Genomic DNA, 25,933 nt, shown 5'->3' on the forward strand with positions numbered 1-25,933 from the left:
TGCAGGCAGGTACAGGGTGATGCGGGGTAGCGGGGCTAAACAACGGCCGGGCATGCGTTGCGCATGCCCGGCCGGCAGACATCAGGCCGGGTTGACCTGAGCTTCCGGGTACCAGACATCCATCAACGGGCTGACATTGAAGTCGACCAGCTCGCTGCGACCCTTCAACCAGGCCTCGACAGCGGCGCGCTGCTCTTCGTTGACCGAGCCGCGCTTGGCCAGGCACACCAGGCCATAGTCATCGCCGCCCACATAACCCAGACCGTTGGCGGTCATGGCGTCACTGAGGAACTGATCGAGGAAGGCATCAACGGCTTCGTCGGTCAGGTCCTCTTTAAAGTTCAGGTTCAGCTCAAAACCCAGCTCTTGGAATTCATCCACGCAGAGTTTTTTGCGCAGACGGCGGGAACGGTTGGTAGCCATGGAACAATCCTCAAGAGTGATAACGCGCGGCACTTTAGCAGCTTAGCGCCCGACATGCCCGACTCTCTGTCAACCGAACCACCGGGGGCCAATAAATAACTTGCGCACGCTGGTCGTAGAGCCGCCCTGGCGCCTTGGCCTTCGGGCATAATGCGCCACAATCTGCCAACCCGCTGTGGGACCGTGCGCATAGGCCACGCGTCCTTTTCAGCCCTCGCCCGGAGGGTACCTTCCCCATGCTCAAAACCCTGCGTCAGCTGGCCATCGCCGGCTTGTTACTGCCGCTCGCCTTACCCCTCAACGCCGCCGTCGACAGCAGCTTGCCCAGCAAGGTGCAGCAGGCGCTGAAAGCCAACAAGATCAATTCAAGGTCGCTGTCATTGGTTACCCTGCCGCTTAACGGCCCGGGCAACAGCACCTTTTTCAATGCCGACATTTCGGTCAACCCGGCTTCGACCATGAAGCTGGTGACCACCTATGCCGCACTGGAACTGCTCGGCCCTACGTACCAGTGGAAAACCGAGTTTTACACCGACGGCGCACTGAAGGACGGCGTACTGCACGGCAACCTGTTTCTCAAAGGAGGCGGCGACCCCAAGCTGAATATGGAGAAGCTCTGGTTGCTGCTGCGTGACCTGCGCGCCAACGGGGTGCGCCAGGTGACGGGAGACCTGGTACTCGACCGCAGCCATTTCAACCAGCCGCAACTGCCCACCTTCAATGATGACGGCGGCGACTCCAACAAGCCCTTCCTGGTCACCCCCGACGCCCTACTGGTCAACCTCAAGGCCCTGCGTTTCATCGCGCGCAACGAGGCCGGCACCGTGCATATCGCCGCCGAGCCACCGATTGCCAACATCCGCATCGACAACCAGGTCAAATCACTCAAAGCCGGCAAATGCCCAGGCTGGCCGGACGTGCGTTACAACCCGGTGAAACAGTTCGACGGCACCACGGTAATCGTCACCGGCAAGCTGGCGGCGGGCTGCAGCGCGCAGACCTACCTGTCGCTGCTCGACCACCCGAGCTATGCCGCCGGCACGGTGCGCGCCATCTGGCAGGAACTGGGGGGCAGCATCCTCGGCAAGGACCGCATGGCCGAAGTCCCGAAGGACGCCCGCCTGCTCGCCCGCGCCTTCTCCCCGGACCTGGTGGAGATCATCCGCGACATCAACAAATACAGTAACAACACCATGGCTCGACAGTTGTTCCTGAGCCTCGGCGCGCGCTTTCGCAACGAAGCCGACGGTGACGATGCCAAGGCCGCACAGCGGGTGATCCGCGCCTGGTTGGCACGCAAAGGCATCACCGCCTCGCAATTGGTAATGGAGAACGGTTCCGGCTTGTCCCGCGCCGAGCGACTCAGCGCCCGGGAGATGGCGAAGATCCTGCAACTGGCCTGGAACGGCCCCTATGCCGCCGAGTTCATCAGTTCCCTGCCACTGGTGGCAATGGATGGCACCATGCGCAAACGCCTGCTACGCACCGCCCTGGTCGGCGAGGCGCATATCAAAACCGGGACGCTGAACAATGTGCGCGCCATCGCCGGTTTCAGCCGCGACAGCAATGGCAATAGCTGGGCTGTGGTGGCGATCCTCAACGACCCCAAGCCTTGGGGCGCCTCGGCGATTCTCGACCAAGTGCTGGTTGATCTGTATCGCCAGCCGAAAACCCGCTGACGAACGTGTGGGAGTGAGCTTGGCCGCGATGAGCTGAAGACTCAATCGCGGCCAAGACCGCGCCACGCAAGCCGATCAGCCGCGCGAGGTCAGGCGCCAGGCCCGATGGATTTTCGGGTTGCGGGCGAAGTCCGGGTCCAGGGTCGTCGCGCTGATCTCCTCCACCGCATAACGCGTCGCCAGCCCCTCATCGAGCAGGAACTTGCGGAAGTTGTTGGAGAAGTACAGCACCCCGCCCGGGGCCAGGCGCGCCATGGCCAAGTCGAGCAATTGCACGTGGTCGCGCTGCACGTCGAACACGCCCTCCATGCGCTTGGAGTTCGAGAAGGTCGGCGGGTCGATGAAGATCAACTCATACTCGCCGCGATCTTCCGCCAGCCAGGCCATCACATCGCCCTGTTCCAGCTTGTTCTTGTCGGAGAAACCATTGAGCGACAGGTTGCGCCGCGCCCAGTCCAAGTAGGTCTTCGACAGATCGACACTGGTGGTGCTGCGCGCCCCGCCCTTGGCCGCATGTACGGTCGCGGTGGCGGTGTAGCAATACAGGTTGAGGAAGCGCTTGCCGGCGGCCTCACGCTGGATGCGCAAGCGCAGCGGTCGGTGATCGAGGAACAGCCCGGTGTCGAGGTAATCGGTGAGGTTGACCAGCAGCTTGGCGCCGCCCTCGTTCACCTCCATGAATTGCCCCTGACTGCTCTGCCGCTGGTATTGCTTGCTGCCTGCCTGGCGCTCGCGGCGCTTGATGATCACCTTGCTCTTGTCGACATTCAGCGCCTGCGGGATCGCCGCCAGGGCATCGAACAAGCGCGCCTGGGCCTTTTCCGGGTCGATTGACTTGGGCGCGGCGTATTCCTGCACGTGTACCCAGTCTTCATACAGATCGATCGCCAGGGCGTACTCCGGCATATCGGCGTCATACAGCCGGTAGCACTCGACCCCTTCACGGCGCGCCCACTTGCCCAACTGCTTGAGGTTCTTCTGCAGGCGATTGGCGAACATCTGCCCACCTTCGCTCAGGCGCGCCTGTTCGACGACAGGGGCCGGTACAGGCGCCGGCTTGATCGGATTGCCGTTCTTGTTGTACTGACGCTCTTGCGGCTCCAGCGGCGCCTTGGCGGCTTCAGCCTGCTCCCGCTCACGCTCGCGTTGCTCCGGCGTGCGCCGCTCGCCGGTGACGAACTGCTCCGGCTGCACCTTGATCAGCAACAACTTGCACGGCAAGGCGCCGTTCCAGAAGGCGTACTGTTTGTGGCTGCGAATCCCCATGCGCTTGCCCAGATCGGGCGCACCGGTGAACACCGCGGCCTCCCAGCCCATACAAGCCTGGCGCAGACGCTCACCGAGGTTCTGGTAGAGGTACAACAGGCTGGCCTCATCGCCAAGCCGCTCGCCATAGGGCGGATTGCAGATCACCAGGCCTTTCTGGTTCTGATCCGGGCGCGGTTCGAAGGTCGCCACTTCACCCTGGTAGACCTTGATCCAGTGGCTCAGCCCGGCGCGATCGATATTGTTCCGCGCCGGCTGAATCAGCCGCGGGTCGGCTTCATAGCCACGAATCCATAACGGCGGCTTGGCCAGGCCTTCGGCCTCGCGCTGCTTGGCCTCGGCATGCAGTTTGTTCCACAGGGCCGGCACGTGACCCAGCCAATTGCTGAAGCCCCACTGCTCACGGGTGAGGTTCGGCGCGATGTCGGCAGCGATCATCGCTGCTTCCACCAGAAAAGTGCCCACACCGCACATGGGGTCGGCTAGCGCGCCACCTTCGGCGGCAATGCGCGGCCAGCCGGCGCGAATCAGCACCGCCGCGGCGAGGTTTTCCTTGAGCGGCGCAGCGCCTTGCTGCAGGCGATAGCCACGCTGATGCAGGCTGTGCCCGGAGAGGTCCAGCGACAGAATCGCCTCACCGCGATCCAGGCGCAGGTGGATGCGCAGATCCGGGTTGAGCTTGTCGATCGATGGACGCGTGCCATCGGCCTGACGCAGCTTGTCGACGATCGCGTCCTTGACTTTCAGCGCACCGAAATGGGTGTTGTCGATACCCGAACCATTACCGCTGAACTCCACTGCCAGGCTACCGTCAGGCTCCAGGTGTTCGAACCAGTCCACCTCCAGCACGCCTTCATAGAGGGTTTCGGCGTCCTGCACCGAGAAGCGCTTGAGCACCAGCAACACACGGTTGGCCAGCCGCGACCACAGACACAGCCGGTAGGCAATCTCCATCGTGGCCATGCCGCGGATGGCGGACGTATGTTCGCGCGCCTCCTCGAGCCCCAGATTGCTGGCTTCCTCGAGCAGCAAGCCTTCCAGGCCTTTGGGGCAAGTGAGAAAGAGTTCGTAACGATCCGACATGGGAATATCCAGTGCCTAAGGCAATAAGCGGCGTGAAGAGCAATCAACACAGCCAAAATAAGTGACAAAAAGTCGCAGCGCGACCCTTCGTCGGAATAAACAATGCTCGCAATCGCGAGTTTTTTGCGATGGCATAACACCAGTACACACAGCGCAAACGCCCATGACAGCGGTGCCCACCTGCAAAAGCGGCGCATTTCCTGACCCGCCTTATGGCCACACCCTCAAAAGCATTGCGCCTTTATGACAAAACGATCATTCACAGGCACTCAAGCATTCGATAGAAATCTACCTAGGCCGTCGCCGCAAGGGCGAGGGCACAGGAGGTTCGCGACGCCGGCAGCGAACACCGATGGCAGATACTTTCTGCCCGACCTCGCCACGAGGTCTAAGGGACATAACAGTCAACAAGTGAGGGCAACACCCTATGAGAAGACTTAAGCGTGATCCGTTAGACAAAGCTTTTTTGCGCGGCTATCAATACGGCATCAGTGGTAAATCCCGTGAAATGTGTCCTTTCACTCTTCCCTCCGTTCGCCAAGCCTGGTTAAACGGCTGGCGCGAAGGTCGCGGTGATAACTGGGACGGCATGACCGGCACCGCCGGTATCCATCGACTCAACGAACTTCACGCTGTCGGCTGAACAAGGAACCTACTGACTTCACCATGCGGTCCCATCAGGGCCGCGGGCGCAAGCCCAAGGGCTCCCTCAGGGAGCCCTTTTTATTGCGCTCATGCCTTACGTGGCAGCCCGGCAATTGCATCAACCGCTTCGCGGATCAACGCCGGCCCCTTATAGATAAACCCTGAATAAATCTGCACCAGACTGGCGCCAGCGGCGATCTTCTCGGCCGCGTGCTTGCCTTCCGTGATGCCGCCTACGGCAATGATTGGCAAGCGCCCGGCCAGTTCGCTGGCCAACACCTGGACTATATGCGTGCTCTTGTCACGCACCGGCGCACCGGACAGACCGCCCGCTTCATCGCCAAATTCCAGCCCTTTGACCCCCTCACGGCCCAGCGTGGTATTGGTCGCAATCACCGCGTCCATCCCGGCCTCCACCAGCGCGGCGGCTACCTGCTGGGTTTCTTCGTCGCTCATGTCCGGGGCTATCTTGATCGCCAGCGGTACCCGCTTGCCATGTTGCTGAGTCAAGATTTCCTGGCGCTGGCGCAAGGCTTCGAGCAGCTGTTTGAGCGAGTCACCAAACTGCAGGCTGCGCAAGCCTGGGGTGTTCGGCGAGCTGACGTTGACCGTGACGTAACTGGCGTGGGTGTAGACCTTGTCCAGGCATAACAGGTAGTCATCCACCGCGCGCTCGACTGGGGTATCGAAGTTCTTGCCAATATTGATACCCAGTACACCCTTGAATTTCGCCGCCTGCACCCGTGCCAGCAGATGATCGACACCCTGATTGTTAAAACCCATGCGATTGATGATCGCCTCGGCCTTCGGCAAGCGAAACAGGCGCGGCTTAGGGTTGCCCGGCTGCGGACGGGGCGTCACGGTACCGATTTCGACGAAGCCAAAGCCCAACTGGGCGAAGCCATCGATGGCATCGCCATTCTTGTCCAGGCCGGCTGCCAAACCGACTGGGTTGGCAAACTCCAGGCCCATGACCTTGACCGGCAGGCTGGCAGGCGCTTTGTTCAGCCAAGCATTGAGGCCCAACCGACCGCCAGCGCCGATCAGGTCGATAGACAGTTCGTGGGAGGTCTCCGGAGAGAGTTTGAACAGCAGCTCGCGGGCCAGGGTATACATGGGCAGGCTTAGCTCGATAAGGGTGAAGTCGGGAAGCCAGCGATTATAGCCGTCCAGACGCCCTGCACGCGAGGCGCCCTGGCACTTCAGTTCAAACGCCGCAGGTTCACTAATTCGCCAGCCGCGCTAAACTCCAACTCAAAGGCGCCGTAGACACCCTCATGGGTCAAAAACGGCCGCACATGATGAGCCGGCAGACTGACCCGGCGACCGTCGCGGCTCTGCAGCAGAATGCGGTTGGCGCGGCCTTGATAGATTGCCCGTAAACGCTCGGCAGATAACGCAATATCCAGTACCAGACTGGGCATGGAGGCACCTTCACAAATGAGTGCGGCAATCTTGCCACAAGCGGCGCACAGGTCCCGTAATAAACCCGTCGCATTGTCCGACATAGGCTGTGCAAGGCGCGCAAGGCCCTGTCACACTGGCGTCGGTGATCCTGGAGTTCGTATCCGGCCATGAGTCTGCCCGAGCAACCCGCTACCCTCAGCTCACGCCTTACCGGCCTGGCTCAACGCCTGGGTCTGATCGGTCGTGCACCGCGCCAGATACTGGAGCGCGCAAGCACCCTTCGCCTGCCATTCGCCCCCCTGCCGGCGCATCGCGATAGCATCTGCTGGCTGGATGGCCCGCAGCTTCATCGTCTGGTTGAACTACCGCGTGATGCGCTCTCCGGCCCGGTTCAGGAAGACAAGGCCCAAGCCCGTGCGGTACTGATGCGGATCGTCGAGGTGCATGAGCAGCAGCTGACATCGTTCGACCTGCGTCAGGTCGATGGGTTGTCCAGCAACGAATCCGAGCAAGCCCACTTCCCCTGCTTCGAGGATTACGCGGCCAGCGAAGGCTGCCGCCAAGTGCGCATCATTAGCTACAAAGACTTCGTCAGAACCATCAGCTTGGCCTTGCCGCGGTTTCTCGCTGGCGAGCCCATCGAACTACGTCAAGCCTGCTGGCATGGCGAGAGGGTGTTCTGGGCTGGCGAGCATCACAGCGAAGCCTTCGCCTGTGCCGTGGCCTATGCCCGTCGGCGCGAGCTGGAAGTCCTCCTACCCGCCCAGCTGTCCCGCTACCGTTTGAGCGTCAACGGCCTGACCGAGTTGCAACGCTGCTATCACGTCCTGGCCATGCCCGGCGCCGCTTGGAGCGACCCGGCATTTATGAGCCTGCTGCTGGATAACGGCCTGCCCTACGCACGCCTGTCGCTGCTACGCACCCCAGGCGCTGCGGAATTTCTCCTACTGCCCAAACACTCAGCCGAGGCTACCGCCCTGGGTGAAGGCCTGCGCCTGGCCGGTGCAGCGGATGTGGTGGCCTATCTGAAGACTCTCGCGACGCAAGACGCGACTGAAACCTACCCGCGTTAAAGATAAAGAACCCCGTTAAGCGAAGGGGCTTTGCGTTTCGACTCGTAACCCGGTCTGCTAGGCTCAGCCCGCCCCGTCTTCACTGTCACTCAACTCATCCAGCACGGCCTGGTGACGACTCGCCCACTCCTCCAGAGAAATACCACTGCTTTCCAGCAGATCCGGATTGCACTTGACCAAATAGACCGCCGCCTTCTGTGCGGAATCCGCCACCTTGAGTTCCAGCGGGTGGCGGTCGACCGGCCCTTCGTAAGCGATCCAGCGGCTGAACTCCTCGAACACACTACAGACTTTCTCAAAGTCCTCGTCGTGCATCTTCTGCCAGCCGTTCTCAATATTCTCCAAGCGCTTGGGTTTTATCCCGACGATTTCAGCGAAGGCCGGCCGACTCAAGCCCATCAGCTCCCGCAGACCCCGAAGCCGCTCGCCAGCAGTGAATAGGAAACGCCTCTTCGTCATCGTTGACCCAGCCTTGACGGAAAATCATTATGCCGTTGACTTACTAATAATTAGTAACTAAAACTAACAATGTGGGGACCGGCCCATAGCGAACAGGCTTGCCGAGGAGGTCGTCATGGTGCAGGAAGCCGAATGAAAGTGGAAGAACTTGCCTCAGAGCTCTTCGTTGGCTGCCCCCGCTACCTCACTCAGGAGCGCTTCGCCGAACTGACGGGACTCAAGGAACAGCAGCAAATGCTGACTCGATGGATCGACGAAGGGATCCTGCCCACTCGCCGTTTCGGCCGGCATCGGCTGATCAACATGCAGGTGCTACTCCAGCGCCTTGACCAAGCCAAAGGGACTCAAGGATGAAACACGTCTGCCTTTCACAAGTGTGCCTGCATGCCGTCGATCTGGTTCGGGGCAAGGCCATCCACCTGCAGGAAGAAGAGCGCGCCATCTTCGAACCTTTTTCGTCGATCGGCTATTTAAGCTTCAAGCCCTGCGCGCATACGCCAACCCTCACCCTATGCACCTGCCGCCACCCTGCGCTCTTCGAGTTCTATTTCTACTATCGCTGGCTGCCCGGCAATCTGCATCACTTCAAGCTGCGGCATGGCGAATACCCGCACGAATTAATTTAGCGGCGATGCGACGCTCACACGGGGGTCACCTGCGGCGATTCTTCACAATCGCTGGCCTGGCGGATCAACTGCGTCTGGGCGCAATGACATACGCCAAGAGAGCAGAACGCTAGAGAGCGGTAGCCCCCACCACCTGACCTGTATTTCGCATGAGCGTCGACAATAGGATTTACCCGACAGCCGTTCCATAAAAAAGCCCCGCACTAGGCGGGGCTCAGACTTAGCTCAGGCATGCCTCAGGGAATGCAGACCCCATGCTGGGCGCTTTGCGCCAGATCCATCAGCTCACGATTGGCGACCGCGTACATGGCGTAGTCGGTGCCGGTCGAGGCGCGCAATTCGGCGAGCATGACCTTCCAGCGCTCGACCAACGGACGATGCTGCTCCAACCATACGCCTACGCGCTCCTCGATCTGTTCGGGTCCGCCAGCCATTTGCAGAACCGAAACGGTGATCGCCCGCTGCTGCCAGTCCAGATCATCACGGAATGCCTCCCGCGCCAAGGCTTGCCAGTTGCTTTCCACTGCCAGGCTGGTGATCTGCTGCACGTACCAGGACAGTTCCAGCGCCCCGCCTACGGCGAAGTAAGCCGTCGCCACCTGCACGGGATCCTGACCGGTGACATCCGAGGCTTCGATAATCGGCAGCAAGGTGTACAAGTGGCTGGTGCCCGCCACCACGCGCGCCAACGCCTCAGGCACACCGGCTTCGACATAACCCTGGAAGCGCGCCAGCCACTGCTCGCGGGCAGGACCTTCGAGCAACTCATCCAGGCGCATGGCCAAGGCTTCGATGCGGGGAGCAAAATGCGCCACATCGCGCGCGGCATCCAACTCGTTGCGCCGGCTACGCAAGAACCAACGCGTGGCGCGACGACCCAGGCGCATCAGCTCGTCCATCAGGGCCAATTGCAGTTCGGCCGGCACTTGGTAATCCAACGCTTCGATCTGCTGCCACCAATGCGGCAAGCGGAACACATCCCGCACGATTACATAGGCGCCCGCGACATTCGCCGCGCTCATGCCGGTGGACTCCTTCAAGCGCTGCACGAAGGTAATGCCCATGTGGTTGACCAGATCGTTGGCGATCTGCGTGCTGACGATCTCGCGCTTCAGACGATGACGGCGCATGGCCTCACCGAACTTATCGGCTAGCAAGGGTGGAAACGCGGTTTCCATCTCACGCGCCAGGTAGTCATCATCCGGCACCTGGGATTTCAGCAGCGACTCTTTCAGATCGATCTTGCTGTAGGAAATCAGCACCGACAGCTCGGGACGCGTCAGTCCCTGGCCACTGGCGGCACGTTCGTTGAGCTCCTCGTCCGTGGGCAGGAACTCCATGCCGCGATCCAGCTTACCCGCGGTCTCCAGCGCGCTCATCAGACGCTTGTACTCGGCCAGACGCTCACGCGCGCGGCGCTCGGCAATCGACAGCGCCTGCGTCTGCTTGTAGTTGTTGCCCAACACCAAACTGCCTACCGCGTCAGTCATCTCGGCCAACAACGTGTTGCGTTGCTTACCGGTCATGTCCCCGGCGGTGACGATCTCGTTGAGCAGGATCTTGATATTCACTTCATGGTCGGAGCAGTCCACCCCGGCGGCGTTGTCGATGAAGTCGGTGTTGCTGGCGCCGCCGTTGAGGCCGAATTCGACGCGACCAAGCTGGGTCACGCCGAGGTTACCGCCCTCGCCCACTACTTTTGCGCGCAGCTCGCGACCGTCGACACGCAGCGCGTCGTTGGCCTTATCGCCCACATCGGCATGGCTCTCCTTGCTCGACTTGACGTAGGTGCCGATGCCGCCGTTCCACAGCAGGTCGACCGGTGCTTTGAGCAGGGCATTGAGCAGCTCGGTCGGCGCCAACTTGTCGGCGCTGATATCGAAGCGTTCCTGCATCTCCGGGGTGATGGCGATGCTCTTGGCGCTGCGCAGGAAAATACCGCCGCCAGGAGAAATCAGCGAGGCGTCGTAATCCGCCCAGGACGAACGCGGCAGGTCGAACAGCCGCTGACGCTCGACGAAGCTCTTCGCCGCATCCGGATTAGGGTCGATGAAGATGTGCATATGGTTGAAGGCCGCGACCAGCTGCAACTTGTCGGAGAGCAGCAGACCGTTGCCGAATACGTCACCGGCCATGTCGCCGATGCCGATTACCGTGGTGTGGTCCTTTTGCACGTCGATACCGCGCTCACGGAAGTGACGCTGTACCGAAACCCAACCCCCTTTGGCCGTGATGCCCATGCCTTTATGGTCATAACCGGCCGAGCCGCCCGAGGCGAAGGCATCGCCTAGCCAGAAGTCGTACTCGCCGGCAATACCGTTGGCGATATCGGAGAACGTCGCGGTGCCCTTGTCGGCGGCGACCACCAGGTAGGGGTCGTCCTCGTCATGCCGTACCACGTTGACTGGCGGCACCACCTCGCCTTCCTTGAGGTTGTCGGTGATGTCCAGCAGACCACTGATGAAAATCCGGTAGCAGGCAATCCCCTCGGCCTGGATCTCATCACGCGAACCGCCCACCGGCAGGCGCCGCGGCACGAAACCACCCTTGGCGCCGACCGGCACGATCACCGCGTTCTTCACCTGCTGCGCCTTGACCAGGCCGAGTACTTCGGTGCGGAAGTCCTCCTCGCGGTCCGACCAGCGCAGGCCACCCCGGGCAACCTTGCCGCCACGCAGGTGGACACCCTCGACACGTGGCGAGTAGACGAATATTTCGTACTTCGGCACCGGCTTGGGCATGTCCTGAATAGCCCGCGGATTGAACTTGAAGCTGAAGTAAGGCTTGCCCAGCCCCGCTGCATCGACCTGATAGAAGTTGGTGCGCACGGTGGCCTTGATCAGGTCCAGGTAGCGCCGCAGGATGCGGTCTTCGCTGAGCACCGCAACATTGTCCAGGGCGTTGACAATCGCCTGCTCCAGCTTCTGTTGCTTGCCCTCCAGATCTTCGGCAGTCAGCTTGCGCGCCAGATAGAAACGGGTCTTGAACAGACGCACCAATTCCTTGGCGATATTGGTGTGACTGACCAGGGTGCTGGCGACGTAGCTGAGGGAGAAGCCCAGGCGAATCTGCGTGAGGTAACGCGCATAGGCACGCAGCAAGGCCACATCGCGCCACGGCATGGCGGCAGTCAGCACCAGGCGGTTGAAGGCATCGTTTTCGGCGTCGCCGCCGACGATATGCACGAAGGCATCCTGCAGGGTGTCATTGAGCTGCTGGATATCGACATTCAACCCTTCGGCATAGGTGAAGGCGAAGTCGTGAATCCAGAACTCGCGACCATCCTGCCGGTTGAGGCGATAGGGAAACTCACCGAGTACACGCAGGCCGAGGTTTTCCAAGACCGGCAAGACATCCGAGAGCGGCAACGGCGTGTCGGCGTGAAACAGCTTGCAGTGCAGTTGCTGGCCACTCTGAATCAACGGCTGGTAGAAGCTCATCACCAGCGGCCGTTCGTTGCTCAGGCTGAGCAAGTGCTGCATGTCGACTACAGCAGAGTGCGGCGCACAGCGCTCACGGTAGCCCGCCGGGAAACCACCGGGGAAGTCCGCCAGCACATTGGTGCCCTGCGCTTCGCCCAGGGTCTCCACGATCAGACCAGCGTAATCGTCATTCCAGGAACGACAGGCCTGGATCACTTCTTTTTCCAGGCGTACCGGGTCGATCTGCACTTTGTTGTTCGGGTCGACCCGCAGGATGAATTGCACCCGCGCCAACACCGACTCGGAGAAGAAAGTCCAGAACTCGACGTCGGTGCCCTGCAGGCGCTCCATCAGTACCTGTTGAATCTTCAGGCGGATCTCAGTGGAGTAGATATCGCGCGGTACATAGACCAGGCAGTAGCACACCCGCCCATAAGGGTCGCGGCGCAGGAATACGCGAATTTTGTTGCGTTCCTGAATCTGCACGATGGCCATAGCTGTGTTGAACAGCTCATCGACCGAGGTTTGAAACAGATCGTCGCGCGGCAATACTTCCAGCACCTGAGCCAGTTCCTTGCCCTGGTGCGCCTTGCTGTCGAAGCCCGCACGCTGCTCGATCACTGCGACCTTGCGGCGGATATAGGGAATATTCCACACGCTCTCGGCATACACCGCTGAGGTGTAGAGACCCATGAAGCGACACTCTTTGACCACCCGTCCCTTGCTATCCAGCTCGCGAATGGAGACGAAGTCCGGGTACGCCGGACGGTGCACCCGGCTCGGTTCGGCGGCCTTGGCGAAGGACAGCAACAGCGGCGCGCGCAGATAGCTGACCGCCTCGGGATCGATATGCTGCTCCTCAGCCTTGAGCCCCTTGCGCAGTCGCTTGGACAGGCCCAGCAAGGAACTCTCGTCATAGACCACCGTGCCGCCCTCGGCAGCATCGGCCACGGTAAATTCCTCATAGCCGAGGAAGGTGAAATGGTCGTCGAGCAGCCAGCTGAGGAATACCTTGATTTCATCGAGCTCGGCGCCTTCGACCTTGAGCTTGGCCTTACCCAACCAAGCCAACAGTTCCTTGGCCTTGGCCTTCATCGGCTGGAAGTCGGCGACGCTCAGGCGCACCTCCTTGAAGACTTCCTGCACGGCTTTTTCCAGAGTTCTTAACTCGCCAGCACTGGCGCAGCGGTCGATCTCCAGAAAAATCAATGCTTCTTGCAGCACACCCTCGCCCTGCGTGCCGCTTGGCAGGATCTCCAGCAGCTCGCCACTGTTGCTGCGGCGCACGCTGAGCACACTGTTCTGCAGGGTATGAATGCTGTAACCACGACGGTTCAGCTCCATGCGCACCGAGTCGACCAGAAACGGAATATCGCGATGGAGAACTTCCACCGCACTGTGGGTGGACTGCCAACCGTGTTTTTCATAATCGGGATTGAACACCCGCACTTCGGTCTTGGCAGGATCGAAGCGCTCCAGGAGACGCCACGCCGACAAGGTGCAGCCCACCAGGTCGGAAAGGCGACGCTGGGTGAGTTCCTCGAGAGCGATGATGCCGAAGAATTGCTCGGCGAACAGGGCGACTTGTGGCAACGCCTGCTCACTGACGTGCTGCGCCAAGGCCGCTTGCAGTTGATGCTGGAAGTCGGCTTTGCTGGCCGCAGTAAAGAACGCCATGGTTGTGCTCCGATTGGCTTGTGATTCGACTAGGGCAGTCGCGAGTCATGACTGGCGCCACAACGCTGTAGTTCAACGTTAGTCTAGGAGGCCACGATTGCATTAAAGTGGCTGCCCCCGAACTCTGGCGACGTCAACGACTCGCTGGTCACATTTGCCGGATGAGCTTAACGATGGAAGCCACCGCAGCGCTTGCCGCGCTGCGACATTTTCTTTCAAGGCTGCTACTCCCGGCAGTCAAATGCGATGGAAAGGGCACCCCTCCTCCAACCTGGAACATCGGGTGGCCGTTGCACCGCCGACAAAGAGCGCCGCAGCGCCCTTCGCCCAGATGGACTCAGACGCCCCGCATCGCCTGCGGTAACAGCAGAACGATCTGCGGAAATGCGGTGATCAGGATTGCCGCCAGTACCAGCAGCAGGAAGAAGGGGAAGCTGGCCTTGGCCACTTTCCACATGTCATACCCCGTCAGGTTCTGGATGACGAACAGGTTGAAGCCCACCGGTGGAGTGATCTGCGCCATCTCGACCACCAGAATCAGGAAGATGCCAAACCACAGCAGGTCGATGCCCGCGGCCTGCACCGCCGGCAGCACCACCGCAGTGGTCAGCAGGATGATCGAAATACCGTCGAGAAAGCAGCCCAGGACGATAAACAACAGGGTTAGCGCCAACAGCAATAGATAGGGCGAAAGCTGCTTGGCGATGATCCAATCGGCCAGCGCCGAAGGCAGCCCGGTGAAGCTCATGGCCGAGGTCAGATACGCGGCACCGAGCAAAATGAAGAAGATCATGCACGAGGTACAAACCGCGCCCATCAGGCTGGCCATAAAGGTCTCGCGGCTCAGCGAGCCCGAGCACAGGGCGATCAGCAGTGCGCCGACAACCCCGACCGCCGCCGCTTCAGTGGCAGTGGCAAAGCCGGCGTAGATTGAGCCGATCACCGTCATGATTAACAGCACCACGGGAATCAGCAACTTGGAACCCCGCAGCTTCTGCATAAATGGCAGGGCTTCGGTTTCTTCCGGCAGTTTGTCGCGATTGAACATCGCCCAGAGCATCAGAAAGCCACTGAAAATCGCCAACAACAGCAGACCCGGTAGGATGCCGGCGATGAACAGTCGGGAGATGGACACCTGCGCAGCCACGCCATAAACGATCATCATGATCGAAGGCGGAATCAACAGACCCAAGGTGCCGGCCCCCGCCAGCGACCCCATGGCAATGTTGTCCGGATAGCCACGAGACTTCAGTTCCGGCAGGGAAATCCGGCCGATGGTCGCCGCCGTGGCCGCCGACGAACCGCTGACCGCCGCAAAGATGCCGCAGCCGAACACATTGACATGCAGCAGGCGTCCCGGCAGCCCACGCATCCACGGCGACAAACCATTGAACATGTCTTCAGAAAGTCGCGTGCGATAAAGGATCTCGCCCATCCAGATGAACAGCGGCAATGCCGTCAACGTCCAGCTGGCACTGGAAGCCCAACTGGTGGAGGCGAGAATCGAGCCAGCCGGCGCACCGCCAAACAGCTCCATGCCGATGATACCCACGCCGATCAGCGACAGCGCGACCCATACACCCCCACCGAGCAACGCAAACAACGTCACCAGCAGGGTGACTGCAATTATCATGTGGTCCATGGCTAACTCACTGATGCGGTGCGGCCACAGCCGCAGAAAAGAAGGACGTCTCGGACAGCTCTCATTCGCTCATCGCCGCGCTGACGTCGGCGACCTCGAAACGCCGCCCCAGGCATACCAGTACCAGGCGCTCGGCCATCGCGATTACCAGGATCAGGGTGCCGAGCAGCATCGGTAGCTGTGGCAGCCACATCGGAATGGGCAGCAGGCCGGACGACACCTCGTTGAACTCGTAGGACTCGATCACGAACAGCGCGCAATACCAGGCCAGATAGGCGGCGATCGACAGCCCGATGAGTGTGCTCAGCACATCGGCGAAAAAACGCCCGCGAGCCGGCAGCAACCCACACAGCAGTTCGACACGAACATGTGCGCCACGCTGCAAGGCATAGGGCAACGCCAGGAAGCCCGAGGCCGCCATGGCGTAAGCAGCAAACTCATCCGCGGAAGGCACCATAGTCCCCAGCTGACGCGAGACGATCTGTGCGACCACCAGCAGGCAGATCAGCACGAGAAACACACCGGACAGCCATCCGGACAGGGTGTAGAGCTTATGCAATGGCGTCATGGTCCGCAGAATCCCCTGATCGCTGGTAGATACCGGGGTACAACGCGCACTGCATGCACAGATGCGCGTTAACCCCGATGATTCGAGACGACGGCGTCAGTTCTTGTACGCGTCGATGATTGCCTTACCGTCGGCGCCGGATTTCTGCAGCCATTCGTCGACCATGGTTTGCCCGATTTTCTCGAAACCGGCTTCGACTGCCTCAGGCGCGCTTTCGGCGACCTGCATACCGTGATCGGCGAGGGTCTTCACCAGCGCACTGGTCTCCTCCTGAGCGATCGCCCAGCCGCGAGTCTCGGCACGGGCGGCGGCTTCCAGCACAGCTTTTTGCGAAGCCTCAGGCAAACGTTTGAAGGCACGCGCATTGACGATCACGAAGTTCTTCGGAATGAACGCCTTCACGTCATAGTAGTAGGAGACAAAATCCCAGGCCTGGGAATCGACTCCGGTAGTGGGCGAAGTCAACATGCCGCTGATCATGCTGGTACTGAACGCCTGAGGGATTTCACCGGTTTGGATTACCGTCGGAATAGCCCCCATCAGCTCGGCCATGCGCGAGGTCGCCGGGTTATAGGCACGAAACTTCATGCCCTTGAAGTCATCCATGCTGCTGACCGGGGTCTTGCTGTAGATGCTCTGCGGCGACCAGGGCATGGCGTACAGCAGCTTGATGCCCTGCTTGGCAAGACGCGCCTCCACCGCCGGACGACTGACCTCCCAGAGCTTCTGCGCCTGAGTGTAATTGCGCACGAGGAAGGGCACGCTGTCCACTTCATAGATCGGGTCTTCGTTGCCCAATACCGACATCAGCACGTCGCCGACCTGAACCTGACCGGTCTGCACCGCGCGCTTGACCTCGGGGCGTTTGAACAGCACCGAGTTGGCATGGATGCGTATCTGCAACTCGCCGGCGGTGGCGGTTTCGACATCTTTGGAGAAGTCCTTGGCCACCGTGGTGATGAAGTTGCCGTCGGGCTGCTCGACCGACATGTTCCAGCGCTCGGCGGCCTGTGCGGAAAACGCAGCAATGCTCAAGGTGCAGGCCAGAGCCGACAGTGCGCAGCGAAACGAAGTGCTTTTCATAAGTTTCTCCAGATTATTGTTGTAGGCGCCATGGTCTGTGCCGGCGCTTGAGGGAAAACACCCCGAGTCTTGTTTAATAGGCACAGCCTGTCCAACTAGAAAAACCGGGAGCGCATGATCGGAAATCGTTATGAGGTGAAACGCGGCAGACACAGGGTGAACGCACCATCGAGGCGCAGAAGGCGCATGAATTATAGGGGAAAGGCTAATATTTCGCGGCGCCTCCTTGGCTGCGAAGTCGATCAGCGGATTGCAGTCGCTACTGTTGCGCGCAGACATTCGCGCAACGGCGCTTCGTTTGCCCACTCAGCGCACCGACGCGCCACAGTATTGGCGGTGCCGGCCTCACCGACTCAGTCGGTGCTCTGCTCCACAGCAGGGATCGTCAGCACCACCATGGCTTCGCCCATCTGCTCGCCGTACTCGCAGAGCACCTCACAAGCGAGTGCGACTATGTCTTCGCTCAGCTCAAGGCCAGCACCGGTGCGCCATGTGGCGACGATGCCAAGTGGCGAAGGTTGCGGTACATCATCGAGAATGGTCAGCACGCCCTGCTTCAGCTCTTCGCTGACCAAGGCCGCCGGTAACGCGCCGATGCCGAAACCGTCACGCACTAAACGTGTCATGGCCGCCACGGAATTCACGCAACTGATCCGCGGCGCACTGACGTTGCCGGCGTGCAGCAGGTTGAGGATGTCCTGGTGCGGGCGGGAATTTTTCGAGAAGGTGATGATGCGTTCTTTAGCCAATTCATCCATCGATGCATAGCCACGGTGATACAACGAGCCGGTCGGCACTATCCATTGCACCGGGAAGTTCGCCAGCTCCAGATTGCGCACACTGTCGCCGTTGACCATATCGGTCTGCAAAATGATATCCAGATAGCCCTTCTGCAATTGATCGCAGAGATTACGCGCGGTATCGGCCGTCAGCTCGATTTCCACCGCCGGGTAGCGCTCCATGATCTTGGTCACGAAGGGGCTCAGCCAGGTGTGAATAACCGTGTCCATAGCACCAACACGGATGCGCCCCTGGATGTTGCCGGTATCGCTGATTGACTGCTTAAGCGCCTGCATGGTGTCGATCATGCGCTCGGCGTATTCGAGCACCTTCTGCCCTTCCGGCGTCAGCGAAACGCCTTTCGAATCACGTAGAAAAAGGCGCACCCCCAGCTCGTCTTCCAGTGCGGCAATACGACTTGAAATAGAGGCCTGGGTGCTGAACAACTTTTCCGCGGTGAGACGAAAACTCTTCAGGCGCGCCACCCACACGAAGGTCTCGAGAAATCTCAGGTTCATGGCTGACGGGCCCCTCTCGGTAATGAAATTCAGTTGCAGGTAAGCAATACGCAATGATGCACGCGAAGCAGACCGCACGCCAATTTCGAGCCTACCCCCTGAATGCCGTATCGAATTTTCTTATCACCCGTCCCCCTGTTTTTCTCGTTGGACGCGTCCGTCTTCTCCTCCCAAGAATGCCCCGGCGGTATCGCAAGCCCCAATAAAAACAAACATAGAACTGCGTCCTGCCCAGCAGCCGCCTCTGCGCTGCGTGCATGGCGTCCAGGAGATACTCCGGATGACCCCGAACAATCGTATAGCGGCCCTACTGATAGCCAGCAGCAGCCTTCCCGGTCTGGCCAACGCCGATTTCATCAGCGACAGCAAAGGCACCCTCGAGCTACGCAACTTTTACTTCAACCGTGATTTTCGCCAGCACAACGCACGCGACAAGGCGGAAGAATGGACCCAGGGTTTTCTCCTGCGCCTGGAGTCTGGCTATACCGATGGCACGCTGGGTGTGGGCCTCGACGCCACGGGTCTACTGGGACTGAAACTCGACTCCGGCGCTGGCACCGCGGGCAGCGGCCTGTTGCCGGCCGACCGTTCCGGCGGCTCGCAGGACGAGTACTCGAAGCTCGACCTGACGGCGAAATTCAGAGTATCCAAGAGCACCCTGCGAGTTGGCTCCTTGGCCTTTCGCAGCCCGATCGTTTCGTCGAACGACTCGCGCCTGCTCCCGGCATCGTTCCGCGGCGCACTGCTGAATGTGCAAGAGATCGACCAACTCACCCTGCAGGGCGGCAAGATTGATCGCATCAAGGCCAACAGTTCCACCGACTACAGCGAGATGAGCGCCAACCGCATCGGCGGCAGCAGTGACTCGTTCGTGTTTGCTGGCGGCGACTACAAACTGACCCCCGAGCTCAGCGCCGGCCTGCACTACGGCAACCTGCAAGACATCTACCAGCAGTACTACAGCACCTTGGTTTACCTCAAGCCACTGGGCGAAGGCCAGGCGCTCAAGACCGACCTGCGCTTTTCCAAGAGCCAGGAAGCTGGCAACTTCCGCGACATCGACAACCAGGCCTTCGGCGCCATGTTCACTTACACCCTCGGCGGCCATGCCTTCGGTGCCGGCTACCAGCGCATGAGCGGCGATGATCCATTTCCTTACATCGCCAGCAGCGACCCCTACCTGGTGAATTTCATCCAGATCAATGATTTCGCCAACATCGACGAACGCTCCTGGCAGGCGCGCTACGACTATAACTTCGCCGCAATTGGCGTACCCGGCCTGACGTTCATGAGCCGCTATGTCTCCGGCGACAACGTACAGGTTGGCGCCAGCAACGCTGGCAAGGAATGGGAGCGCAACACCGACATCGCGTACGTCGTCCAGCAAGGCCCGCTGAAGAACCTCGGGGTCAAATGGCGTAATGCGACCGTGCGCTCGAACTTCGGCAACGACCTGAACGAGAACCGCCTGATCCTCAGCTATAGCTTGGCGCTCTGGTAAAGCGCTGCACGGCCGACGGTCAGGCACCGTCGGCCCTTCTCCTGTTCCGCCAACTGCCTGCGGCGTTGGCGCTTTCGATGCTCAAGCTATCCAATCACCGGCCGATGCCTGTAACTCATGCCCGAAGGTGGTGAGGAGTATCCATGCAGTTCTTCCTATCCTGGAAACAGAAGTTCCGTCTATTGATCATCGTTACCCTGATCAGCCTGGGCCTGATGGCGGCCTCGTCGTTTTGGGCGAGCCAGCGATTGAGTACCTCTCTGCAAGCCCGCGCAGAAGCCACGGCCTACGCTGGCGCCTCCTTCGCGCTGATGAACGACTGGCTGAAACTCGGGCCCCTGCGCCAAACACTCACCCCCGAAACCCAAGACGCCTTCCCTCAGCGGCTGAACGCGCTCGAACAGCGCGCCGGACAGTTCGTCGCCCAGGCCCAAGGCCTGGGGCACAGCGTGATCGCCGAGAGCGCCAGGCAGATAGAGCAGCTGATCCTGGCCGAAACCGACTTGCAACGACAATGGCTGGAGCTGAGCCAGCAACTCGGTCTGAGCCCCTTCACCGGCAAGCGCCAGGCCCTGGCGAACAGCGCAGAGAAACTGGAGCCGATCAACATCGGTCTGATTCGCCCCTTTATCGCCGCAGCCCTGAGCAACCAACGCGACTACCTGGCGACCTTCGACAACGGCTACGCAGACAAGACCGAGGCGGCCATCGGCGACATGCAGGCCAAAATCGAGGAACTGGACTGGCGGGAAAACCAGATCGGACAGGCGGTCACTGGCTTTGCCGAGGCCTTTGCCCAGGCGCACGCACTGATCCAGCAGATCCGCGAGATCGACACGCAGCTGGCCAGCCTGGGTTGGCAGATCGAACAACGCATCGATGAGCAAAACCTCACGCTGAAAGACGGCTTGCTCACCACCACCGCCCTGCAAGCACAACAAGCCCGCCGCGCTTCGCACTGGATCATGGGTCTGAGCTTCGTCGGCGTCGCGCTGTTCCTGCTGCTCACCCTGAGTCAGGCTTCGCGGACCCTGATGAGGCAACTGAACAATGTCACCCAACTCCTCACTCAGGTCGCCTCCGGCAACCTCACCGGCACACTGCCAGTCGGCCGCAACCCCAAGGACGAGTTCAACCAGCTGAGCGCGACGACCAACCGGATGATCCAGGGCATAGGCCGGATCGTCAGCCAAGTCATCGACGCCAACCGCGAACTGGCCCAACTGCACAGCCACCTCAGCGAGGCAATGCGCCGCCTCGGCGAAAACAGCAGCCAAGTTGAAATACAGACCGAACAGGCCGCCTCGGCCTCGCAGCAGATCTCGGCAACCATCAACGAGATGGCGCAGCGCAGTTCCGACGTCGGCAACGCCACCCACACGGCCTACGACTCGGCCCGCAGGGGCAGCAGCATCATCGACGCCAGCGTCGCGAGCATGGACCGGTTGTCGCAGCTGATTCAGGCCACCCATGCACAGGTCGCCCTGCTCACTCAATCCAGCGAAAAGGTGGCCGGCATCATCGACGTGATCAACAGCCTGGCGGACCAGACCAATCTGCTCGCCTTGAATGCCGCCATCGAGGCCGCCCGTGCCGGCGATGCAGGACGTGGCTTCTCGGTGGTGGCCGACGAGGTGCGCTCACTGGCGCAGAAAACCGTCTCGGCCACCACCGACATCGCGCGCATCGTCGGCGAGTTCAAGCAACAGACGCAGAGTATGGATGAGCTGATGACCAGCGGGTTGTCCCTCGCCGCGGAAAGCGAGCGGCATACCGGACAGGTGGCGGGCGTCATCGAGGAGATCACCCAATCGATGGAGCGACTCAGCGGCGAGATGAATCAGGTCGTGGTGGCCATCGAGGAAATTTCCAGCAGCACCGAGGACATCGCCGGAAAGATGGAGGAAATCAACGTCCACACCGGCGAGACCAAGGGCCTGCGCCTGAACCTGGATCAACACACCCGAAGTCTTTCCACCCAGGTCGAGGCCCTGAACCGCAGCGCGCAGCAGTTCCAGGTCGACTGACTGGCGCCTGGCCTGCGCGACGGTCCTAGTCGTCGGCCAATCCCGCGTCGCCACCATCAGTAAGGCCTCTACGAACCAATCATGAGTACGGCCCTCGGCACCGGACTCCGGCAGGTGCCAGACGCCCATGGCTACGACGTGCCAGCGATCGGCAAACCTTCGCCCTGCTTGACGTGGATGGCGCCCTCGCCCTGCAGCGACGGCAGGTATTGCACAGCATTCGAGTGCGCTCGAGCGGGCCGGCAATACCGTCCTGCATGACGCAGATCCGCCAGGCCGCGGGCATCCTGGCACCGGGACCAGAGGTGCTCGGGCGTTTGGCCGCAGTGGCGACGAGCACAGCGGCAACCATCGACTTTTCCTATCTCCGGTGCACGTTTTTATTAGTTGGACGTGCCAAGTGCTCCGTTGAAGAATGCTGCACGGTCCATTTTTCATAGACAAGCCCGTGCAGTGGCCACTCAACAGCCGTCGCTACCTGCGTCTGACAGACCAGAGCATGACGCTCCGCCCAGAGGAACACTTCCGTGAACAGCCTGCTTCTGAACTGCGATATCGGCGAAAGCTTCGGCCCCTGGACAATGGGGATGGATGCCGAGGTCATGCCCTATATCGACTGTGCCAACATCGCCTGCGGCTTCCACGCGTCGGACCCCAGCACCATGCGCAAGACCGTGGCTCTGGCCGTCAGCCATGGCGTGCGCATCGGTGCCCACCCGGCCTATCAAGACCTGGTCGGTTTCGGCCGGCGTTCGATGGATTGCTCGGCGCAGGAGGTCGAGGACCTGCTGCTCTACCAGATCGGCGCCCTCGAGGCGATCTGCCGCAGCCAGGGCAGCCGCGTCAGCTACGTCAAACCACACGGCGCGCTGTACCAGGACATGATGCGCAAACCGGACACCCTACGTGCAGTCATGCGCGCCGTAGCCAGCTATGACAGGAGCCTGCCGGTGATGCTGATGACCACTCGCGACAACCGCCAGGCGCAAGCCATCGGCGACGAATTCGGCATTACCCTGTGGTTCGAGGCCTTCGCCGACCGCGCCTATGACGCGGCCGGCTTTTTGGTCGCACGCAGCCAGCCCGGCGCGGTGCACCACGACAGCGACGTCATCGTCAACCAGGCCACCACCTTGGCCAAGGGCGATGCGCTGCTCGCCAGCGATGGCAGCGCCCTGCCCTTGCAGGCCCACACCCTGTGCGTGCATGGCGACAACGCCGGTTCGGTCGCCGCAGTACGGCGCATCCGCCAAGCCTTCGACGCATTGGCCCGGGCATGACAGCGCGCGCCCCTGTGCCCCGGCTCGAAGTTGCCGGCATCGATAGCTTGATCCTGCGCCTGTTCGACAGCATCGAAGAAAGCAACATGCCCTGGCTGCTGGCCGCCAGCCAACGTCTGCGCAGCAGTTTCGGCGATGCGCTGATCGACCTGGTACCGTCCTACACCACCTTGCTGCTGCACTACGACCTCCAACGCAGCAGCGCGTCCCAGGCCCGTGAGCTGATCACTCAGGCGTTCGCCGACCTGCAACCAGCCAGCACCGCAGGGGGGCGCTGTCACAGCTTGCCGACCTGGTACGACCGCAGCGTCGGTCCGGAACTGCCGCTGCTGGCGCAACGCAGCGGCCTCAGTGAAGCCGAGGTCATCCGCCGCCACAGCAGCCATGAATACCAGGTGTTCGCCCTCGGCTTCGCCCCAGGTTTCGCCTTCATGGGGCTGGTCGAGGAAGTCCTGGCCACACCCCGCCTGAGCACCCCGCGCAAACGCATCGCACCCGGCAGCGTAGGCATTGCCGAACGCCAGACTGCGGTCTATCCAGTGGCCTCACCGGGTGGCTGGAACCTGCTCGGCCGCAGCCCAGCAAAACTCTTCGACCGCAATATCGACGGCTACAGCTTGCTGCAGCCAGGCGACCGGGTGCGTTTCGAGCCCATCGACCACGCCGAATTCATCCGCCTCGGCGGCGATGACAGCCCTCTGGAGATGACGTAATGCAGCACTCCCCCACCACTGGCGGATTACGCGTCGAACGCAGCACGCCCTTTATCCAACTGCAGGATGCCGGTCGCTTCGGCGTGCGCCACTTGGGCGTAACCCAGAGCGGCGCCCTGGACTGGATATCCATGTACTGGGCCAACTGGTTGCTGGGCAATCCGCTCGGCGCCGCAGTACTGGAGATCACCCTGGGCAATCTCAACCTGCTCTGCGAACAGGACGCTTGCCTGGCCCTGGCTGGTGCGGACCTCGGCGCCAGCCTGGACGGCCAGCCTCTGGCACCCTGGCGCAGCTTCAACGTGCGCCAAGGCCAACAGCTCAAGTTTGCCCAACCACGTCATGGCGCGCGCGCCTACCTGGCGGCTCCCGGCGGCTTCGATGCCCCCAGCGTGCTCGGCAGCTGCGCCAGCATGGCCCGCGAGGAGCTGGGCGGCTTGCAGGGTAACGGCAAACCACTGGCGACCGGCGAACGGCTGACTTGGCGCGGTACGGGGTTGCGGCAACGCAGCCTAGATGAGCGACTGATTCCTGTATTCACGCCCTCACCGCGCCTGCACTTGGTCATGGGCGCGCAAATCGGCGACTTCAGTGGGCAGAGTTTGTTCGACGTATTCAATAGCGCCTGGAAGATTGATTCACGCTCCGATCGAATGGGCATGCGCCTGCTCGGCCCACGGTTGCATTGCCGCCGCTCAAGCATGGTTTCCGAAGGGATTCCACTGGGCGCCGTGCAGGTGCCACCCGATGGCCAGCCGATTGCCCTGCTCAATGATCGCCAGACCATCGGCGGCTACCCGCGCCTCGGCGCCCTCACCCCCCAAGCAGTCGCGCGCCTGGCGCAGTGCCTGCCCGGTGAGGAGCTGCGCCTGGCGCCTGTGCAGCAGGAATCGGCGCAAGACTCGCACCTGCGCCTGCTCAATCAATGGCGGCCAGGCTAGCCGCTACCTCGCCCACTCATTCTGGAGTGCCTCGCTCAGCGCCTGTCGCATGGCGAGGATGCCGAGTCGTGCATAGCCGACACATTGGTAAATGCATTAAAGTCTGGGCCGTCGCTGCGCCTGGCACGACGTGCATCCCTCCATAAAGAGTCCAACGATGGAACACCGTGAAGCGCTTGTCGCGCTACGACATTTTCTTTCAAGTCAGATACTCGGCCAGGAAAAACTCATCGAAAGGCTACTAATTGCCCTGCTAGCCGATGGCCACATGCTGGTCGAGGGGGCTCCCGGCCTGGCCAAAACCAAGGCGATCAAGGAACTGGCCGAAGGTATCGAGGCTGAGTTCCATCGCATTCAGTTCACCCCAGACCTGTTGCCTGCCGACATCACCGGTACTGAAATCTACCGCCCGGAGACTGGCAGCTTCGCGTTTCAGCAGGGGCCGATTTTTCATAACCTGGTACTCGCCGACGAGATCAACCGCGCCCCGGCCAAGGTGCAGTCGGCGTTGCTCGAAGCCATGGCCGAGCGTCAGGTCAGCGTCGGCCGCAATACCTATGACCTGTCGCCGCTGTTCCTGGTAATGGCCACGCAGAACCCGATCGAGCAGGAAGGCACCTACCCGCTGCCGGAGGCTCAGCTCGACCGCTTCCTGATGCACGTCACCATCGGCTTCCCGGATGCCGCGGTGGAGCGCAAGATTCTCCTGCAGGCCCGTGGCGAGGCGCTCAATGGCGAGACCAAACCCGAGCACAGGGTTAGCCAGCAGGCTATTTTCACCGCGCGTAAGGAAATCCTTGGCCTGTACATGGCCGATGCGGTGGAGGAATACCTGGTGCAGCTGGTGATGGCCTCGCGCACGCCGAGCAAGTTCGACCCCGAGCTGGCCGAGTGGATCGCCTATGGCGCCAGCCCGCGTGGCTCGATAGCCCTGGACCGCTGCTCACGCGCGCATGCCTGGCTGGCGGGCCGCGACTTCGTCAGTCCGGAGGACATCCAGGCAGTGCTGTTCGACGTGTTGCGCCACCGCATCATCCTGTCGTTCGAGGCCGAGGCCGCCGGCATCGATCAGGACCGCGTGGTGCAGCGGATTCTCGACGTAGTCGCCGTCGCCTGATCG

21 protein-coding genes are annotated in these 25,933 nt (G+C 61.2%); 11 read left to right on the plus strand and 10 right to left on the minus strand.

Going from position 1 to position 25,933, the window contains the following annotated elements:
* Nucleotides 1-81: 81 nt before the first annotated feature.
* On the minus strand, nucleotides 82-423 hold the full coding sequence (locus FBY03_RS00030; protein ID WP_147170133.1) for a YggL family protein: 342 nt from the start codon (nucleotides 421-423) through the stop codon (nucleotides 82-84).
* Between the two features lie 236 nt (nucleotides 424-659).
* Between FBY03_RS00030 and dacB the strand changes: the two genes are divergently transcribed.
* Nucleotides 660-2,102 carry a D-alanyl-D-alanine carboxypeptidase/D-alanyl-D-alanine-endopeptidase gene (gene dacB / locus FBY03_RS00035; RefSeq protein ID WP_147170134.1) on the plus strand — a complete coding sequence of 481 codons (1,443 nt, stop codon included), beginning with the start codon at nucleotides 660-662 and terminating at the stop codon, nucleotides 2,100-2,102.
* A gap of 75 nt (nucleotides 2,103-2,177) precedes the next feature.
* Here the strand turns inward: dacB and rlmKL are convergent, their stop codons facing one another.
* Nucleotides 2,178-4,451, minus strand: a complete 2,274-nt coding sequence (gene rlmKL / locus FBY03_RS00040) for a bifunctional 23S rRNA (guanine(2069)-N(7))-methyltransferase RlmK/23S rRNA (guanine(2445)-N(2))-methyltransferase RlmL (protein WP_147170135.1) — start codon at nucleotides 4,449-4,451, stop codon at nucleotides 2,178-2,180.
* A 427-nt stretch (nucleotides 4,452-4,878) separates the two neighbouring features.
* Between rlmKL and rmf the strand changes: the two genes are divergently transcribed.
* Complete coding sequence (gene rmf / locus FBY03_RS00045) at nucleotides 4,879-5,094, plus strand: ribosome modulation factor (RefSeq protein ID WP_083491746.1); 216 nt, start codon at nucleotides 4,879-4,881, stop codon at nucleotides 5,092-5,094.
* Between the two features lie 89 nt (nucleotides 5,095-5,183).
* Here the strand turns inward: rmf and FBY03_RS00050 are convergent, their stop codons facing one another.
* Together FBY03_RS00050 and FBY03_RS00055 are read right to left on the minus strand one after the other, a co-directional pair.
* On the minus strand, nucleotides 5,184-6,212 hold the full coding sequence (locus FBY03_RS00050) for a quinone-dependent dihydroorotate dehydrogenase (protein ID WP_147170136.1): 1,029 nt from the start codon (nucleotides 6,210-6,212) through the stop codon (nucleotides 5,184-5,186).
* A gap of 86 nt (nucleotides 6,213-6,298) precedes the next feature.
* On the minus strand, nucleotides 6,299-6,520 hold the full coding sequence (locus FBY03_RS00055) for a DUF2835 domain-containing protein (protein ID WP_147170137.1): 222 nt from the start codon (nucleotides 6,518-6,520) through the stop codon (nucleotides 6,299-6,301).
* Nucleotides 6,521-6,670: 150 nt separating this feature from the next.
* Here FBY03_RS00055 and FBY03_RS00060 point away from each other — a divergent pair, with 150 nt between their 5' ends.
* Nucleotides 6,671-7,576, plus strand: coding sequence for a DUF6685 family protein (locus FBY03_RS00060; RefSeq protein ID WP_147170138.1), 906 nt, complete (start codon nucleotides 6,671-6,673; stop codon nucleotides 7,574-7,576).
* A 63-nt stretch (nucleotides 7,577-7,639) separates the two neighbouring features.
* On the opposite strand, the gene FBY03_RS00065 is transcribed toward FBY03_RS00060, so the two are convergent.
* Nucleotides 7,640-7,969 (minus strand): hypothetical protein, encoded by a 330-nt coding sequence (locus FBY03_RS00065; RefSeq protein WP_147170139.1) that lies wholly within the window; start codon nucleotides 7,967-7,969, stop codon nucleotides 7,640-7,642.
* Between the two features lie 198 nt (nucleotides 7,970-8,167).
* Between FBY03_RS00065 and FBY03_RS00070 the strand changes: the two genes are divergently transcribed.
* Together FBY03_RS00070 and FBY03_RS00075 are read left to right on the plus strand one after the other, a co-directional pair.
* The gene (locus FBY03_RS00070; RefSeq protein ID WP_147170140.1) at nucleotides 8,168-8,389 is read left to right on the plus strand and encodes a helix-turn-helix domain-containing protein; all 222 of its coding nucleotides are present in this window, start codon (nucleotides 8,168-8,170) and stop codon (nucleotides 8,387-8,389) included.
* Nucleotides 8,386-8,661: a hypothetical protein gene (locus FBY03_RS00075; protein WP_147170141.1), complete on the plus strand. Its 276-nt coding sequence runs from the start codon at nucleotides 8,386-8,388 to the stop codon at nucleotides 8,659-8,661. Before FBY03_RS00070 ends, FBY03_RS00075 begins: the two co-directional genes overlap by 4 nt.
* Before the next feature lie 236 nt (nucleotides 8,662-8,897).
* On the opposite strand, the gene FBY03_RS00080 is transcribed toward FBY03_RS00075, so the two are convergent.
* The 5 genes from FBY03_RS00080 to FBY03_RS00100 all read right to left on the minus strand — a co-directional run bounded on the left by FBY03_RS00080 (nucleotide 8,898) and on the right by FBY03_RS00100 (nucleotide 18,351).
* Nucleotides 8,898-13,760 carry an NAD-glutamate dehydrogenase gene (locus FBY03_RS00080; protein WP_147170142.1) on the minus strand — a complete coding sequence of 1,621 codons (4,863 nt, stop codon included), beginning with the start codon at nucleotides 13,758-13,760 and terminating at the stop codon, nucleotides 8,898-8,900.
* Between the two features lie 337 nt (nucleotides 13,761-14,097).
* A complete protein-coding gene (locus FBY03_RS00085; RefSeq protein ID WP_147170143.1) occupies nucleotides 14,098-15,402 on the minus strand; it encodes a TRAP transporter large permease in 1,305 nt (434 codons plus the stop codon).
* A gap of 61 nt (nucleotides 15,403-15,463) precedes the next feature.
* Nucleotides 15,464-15,970, minus strand: a complete 507-nt coding sequence (locus FBY03_RS00090) for a TRAP transporter small permease (RefSeq protein WP_147170144.1) — start codon at nucleotides 15,968-15,970, stop codon at nucleotides 15,464-15,466.
* 96 nt (nucleotides 15,971-16,066) lie between these two features.
* Nucleotides 16,067-17,053, minus strand: coding sequence for a TRAP transporter substrate-binding protein (locus tag FBY03_RS00095; protein ID WP_147170145.1), 987 nt, complete (start codon nucleotides 17,051-17,053; stop codon nucleotides 16,067-16,069).
* A 353-nt stretch (nucleotides 17,054-17,406) separates the two neighbouring features.
* A complete protein-coding gene (locus FBY03_RS00100) occupies nucleotides 17,407-18,351 on the minus strand; it encodes a LysR family transcriptional regulator (protein ID WP_147170146.1) in 945 nt (314 codons plus the stop codon).
* A 280-nt stretch (nucleotides 18,352-18,631) separates the two neighbouring features.
* On the opposite strand from FBY03_RS00100, the gene FBY03_RS00105 reads away from it, so the two are divergent.
* From FBY03_RS00105 to FBY03_RS00130, 6 genes are all read left to right on the plus strand, one after another.
* Nucleotides 18,632-19,852, plus strand: a complete 1,221-nt coding sequence (locus FBY03_RS00105) for an OprD family porin (RefSeq protein ID WP_147170147.1) — start codon at nucleotides 18,632-18,634, stop codon at nucleotides 19,850-19,852.
* 143 nt (nucleotides 19,853-19,995) lie between these two features.
* A complete protein-coding gene (locus FBY03_RS00110; protein ID WP_147170148.1) occupies nucleotides 19,996-21,879 on the plus strand; it encodes a methyl-accepting chemotaxis protein in 1,884 nt (627 codons plus the stop codon).
* Between the two features lie 527 nt (nucleotides 21,880-22,406).
* Nucleotides 22,407-23,159, plus strand: coding sequence for a 5-oxoprolinase subunit PxpA (locus FBY03_RS00115; RefSeq protein WP_147170149.1), 753 nt, complete (start codon nucleotides 22,407-22,409; stop codon nucleotides 23,157-23,159).
* A complete protein-coding gene (gene pxpB, locus FBY03_RS00120) occupies nucleotides 23,156-23,872 on the plus strand; it encodes a 5-oxoprolinase subunit PxpB (RefSeq protein ID WP_147170150.1) in 717 nt (238 codons plus the stop codon). The genes FBY03_RS00115 and pxpB overlap by 4 nt, the downstream gene beginning before the upstream one ends.
* Complete coding sequence (locus tag FBY03_RS00125; protein ID WP_147170151.1) at nucleotides 23,872-24,813, plus strand: biotin-dependent carboxyltransferase family protein; 942 nt, start codon at nucleotides 23,872-23,874, stop codon at nucleotides 24,811-24,813. The genes pxpB and FBY03_RS00125 overlap by 1 nt, the downstream gene beginning before the upstream one ends.
* Nucleotides 24,814-24,970: 157 nt before the next feature.
* On the plus strand, nucleotides 24,971-25,930 hold the full coding sequence (locus FBY03_RS00130) for a MoxR family ATPase (protein ID WP_147170152.1): 960 nt from the start codon (nucleotides 24,971-24,973) through the stop codon (nucleotides 25,928-25,930).
* Nucleotides 25,931-25,933: the final 3 nt, after the last annotated feature.

Origin of the sequence: Pseudomonas sp. SJZ079 (genome assembly GCF_007993865.1) — a bacterium.
Classification (GTDB): Bacteria; Pseudomonadota; Gammaproteobacteria; order Pseudomonadales; family Pseudomonadaceae; genus Aquipseudomonas.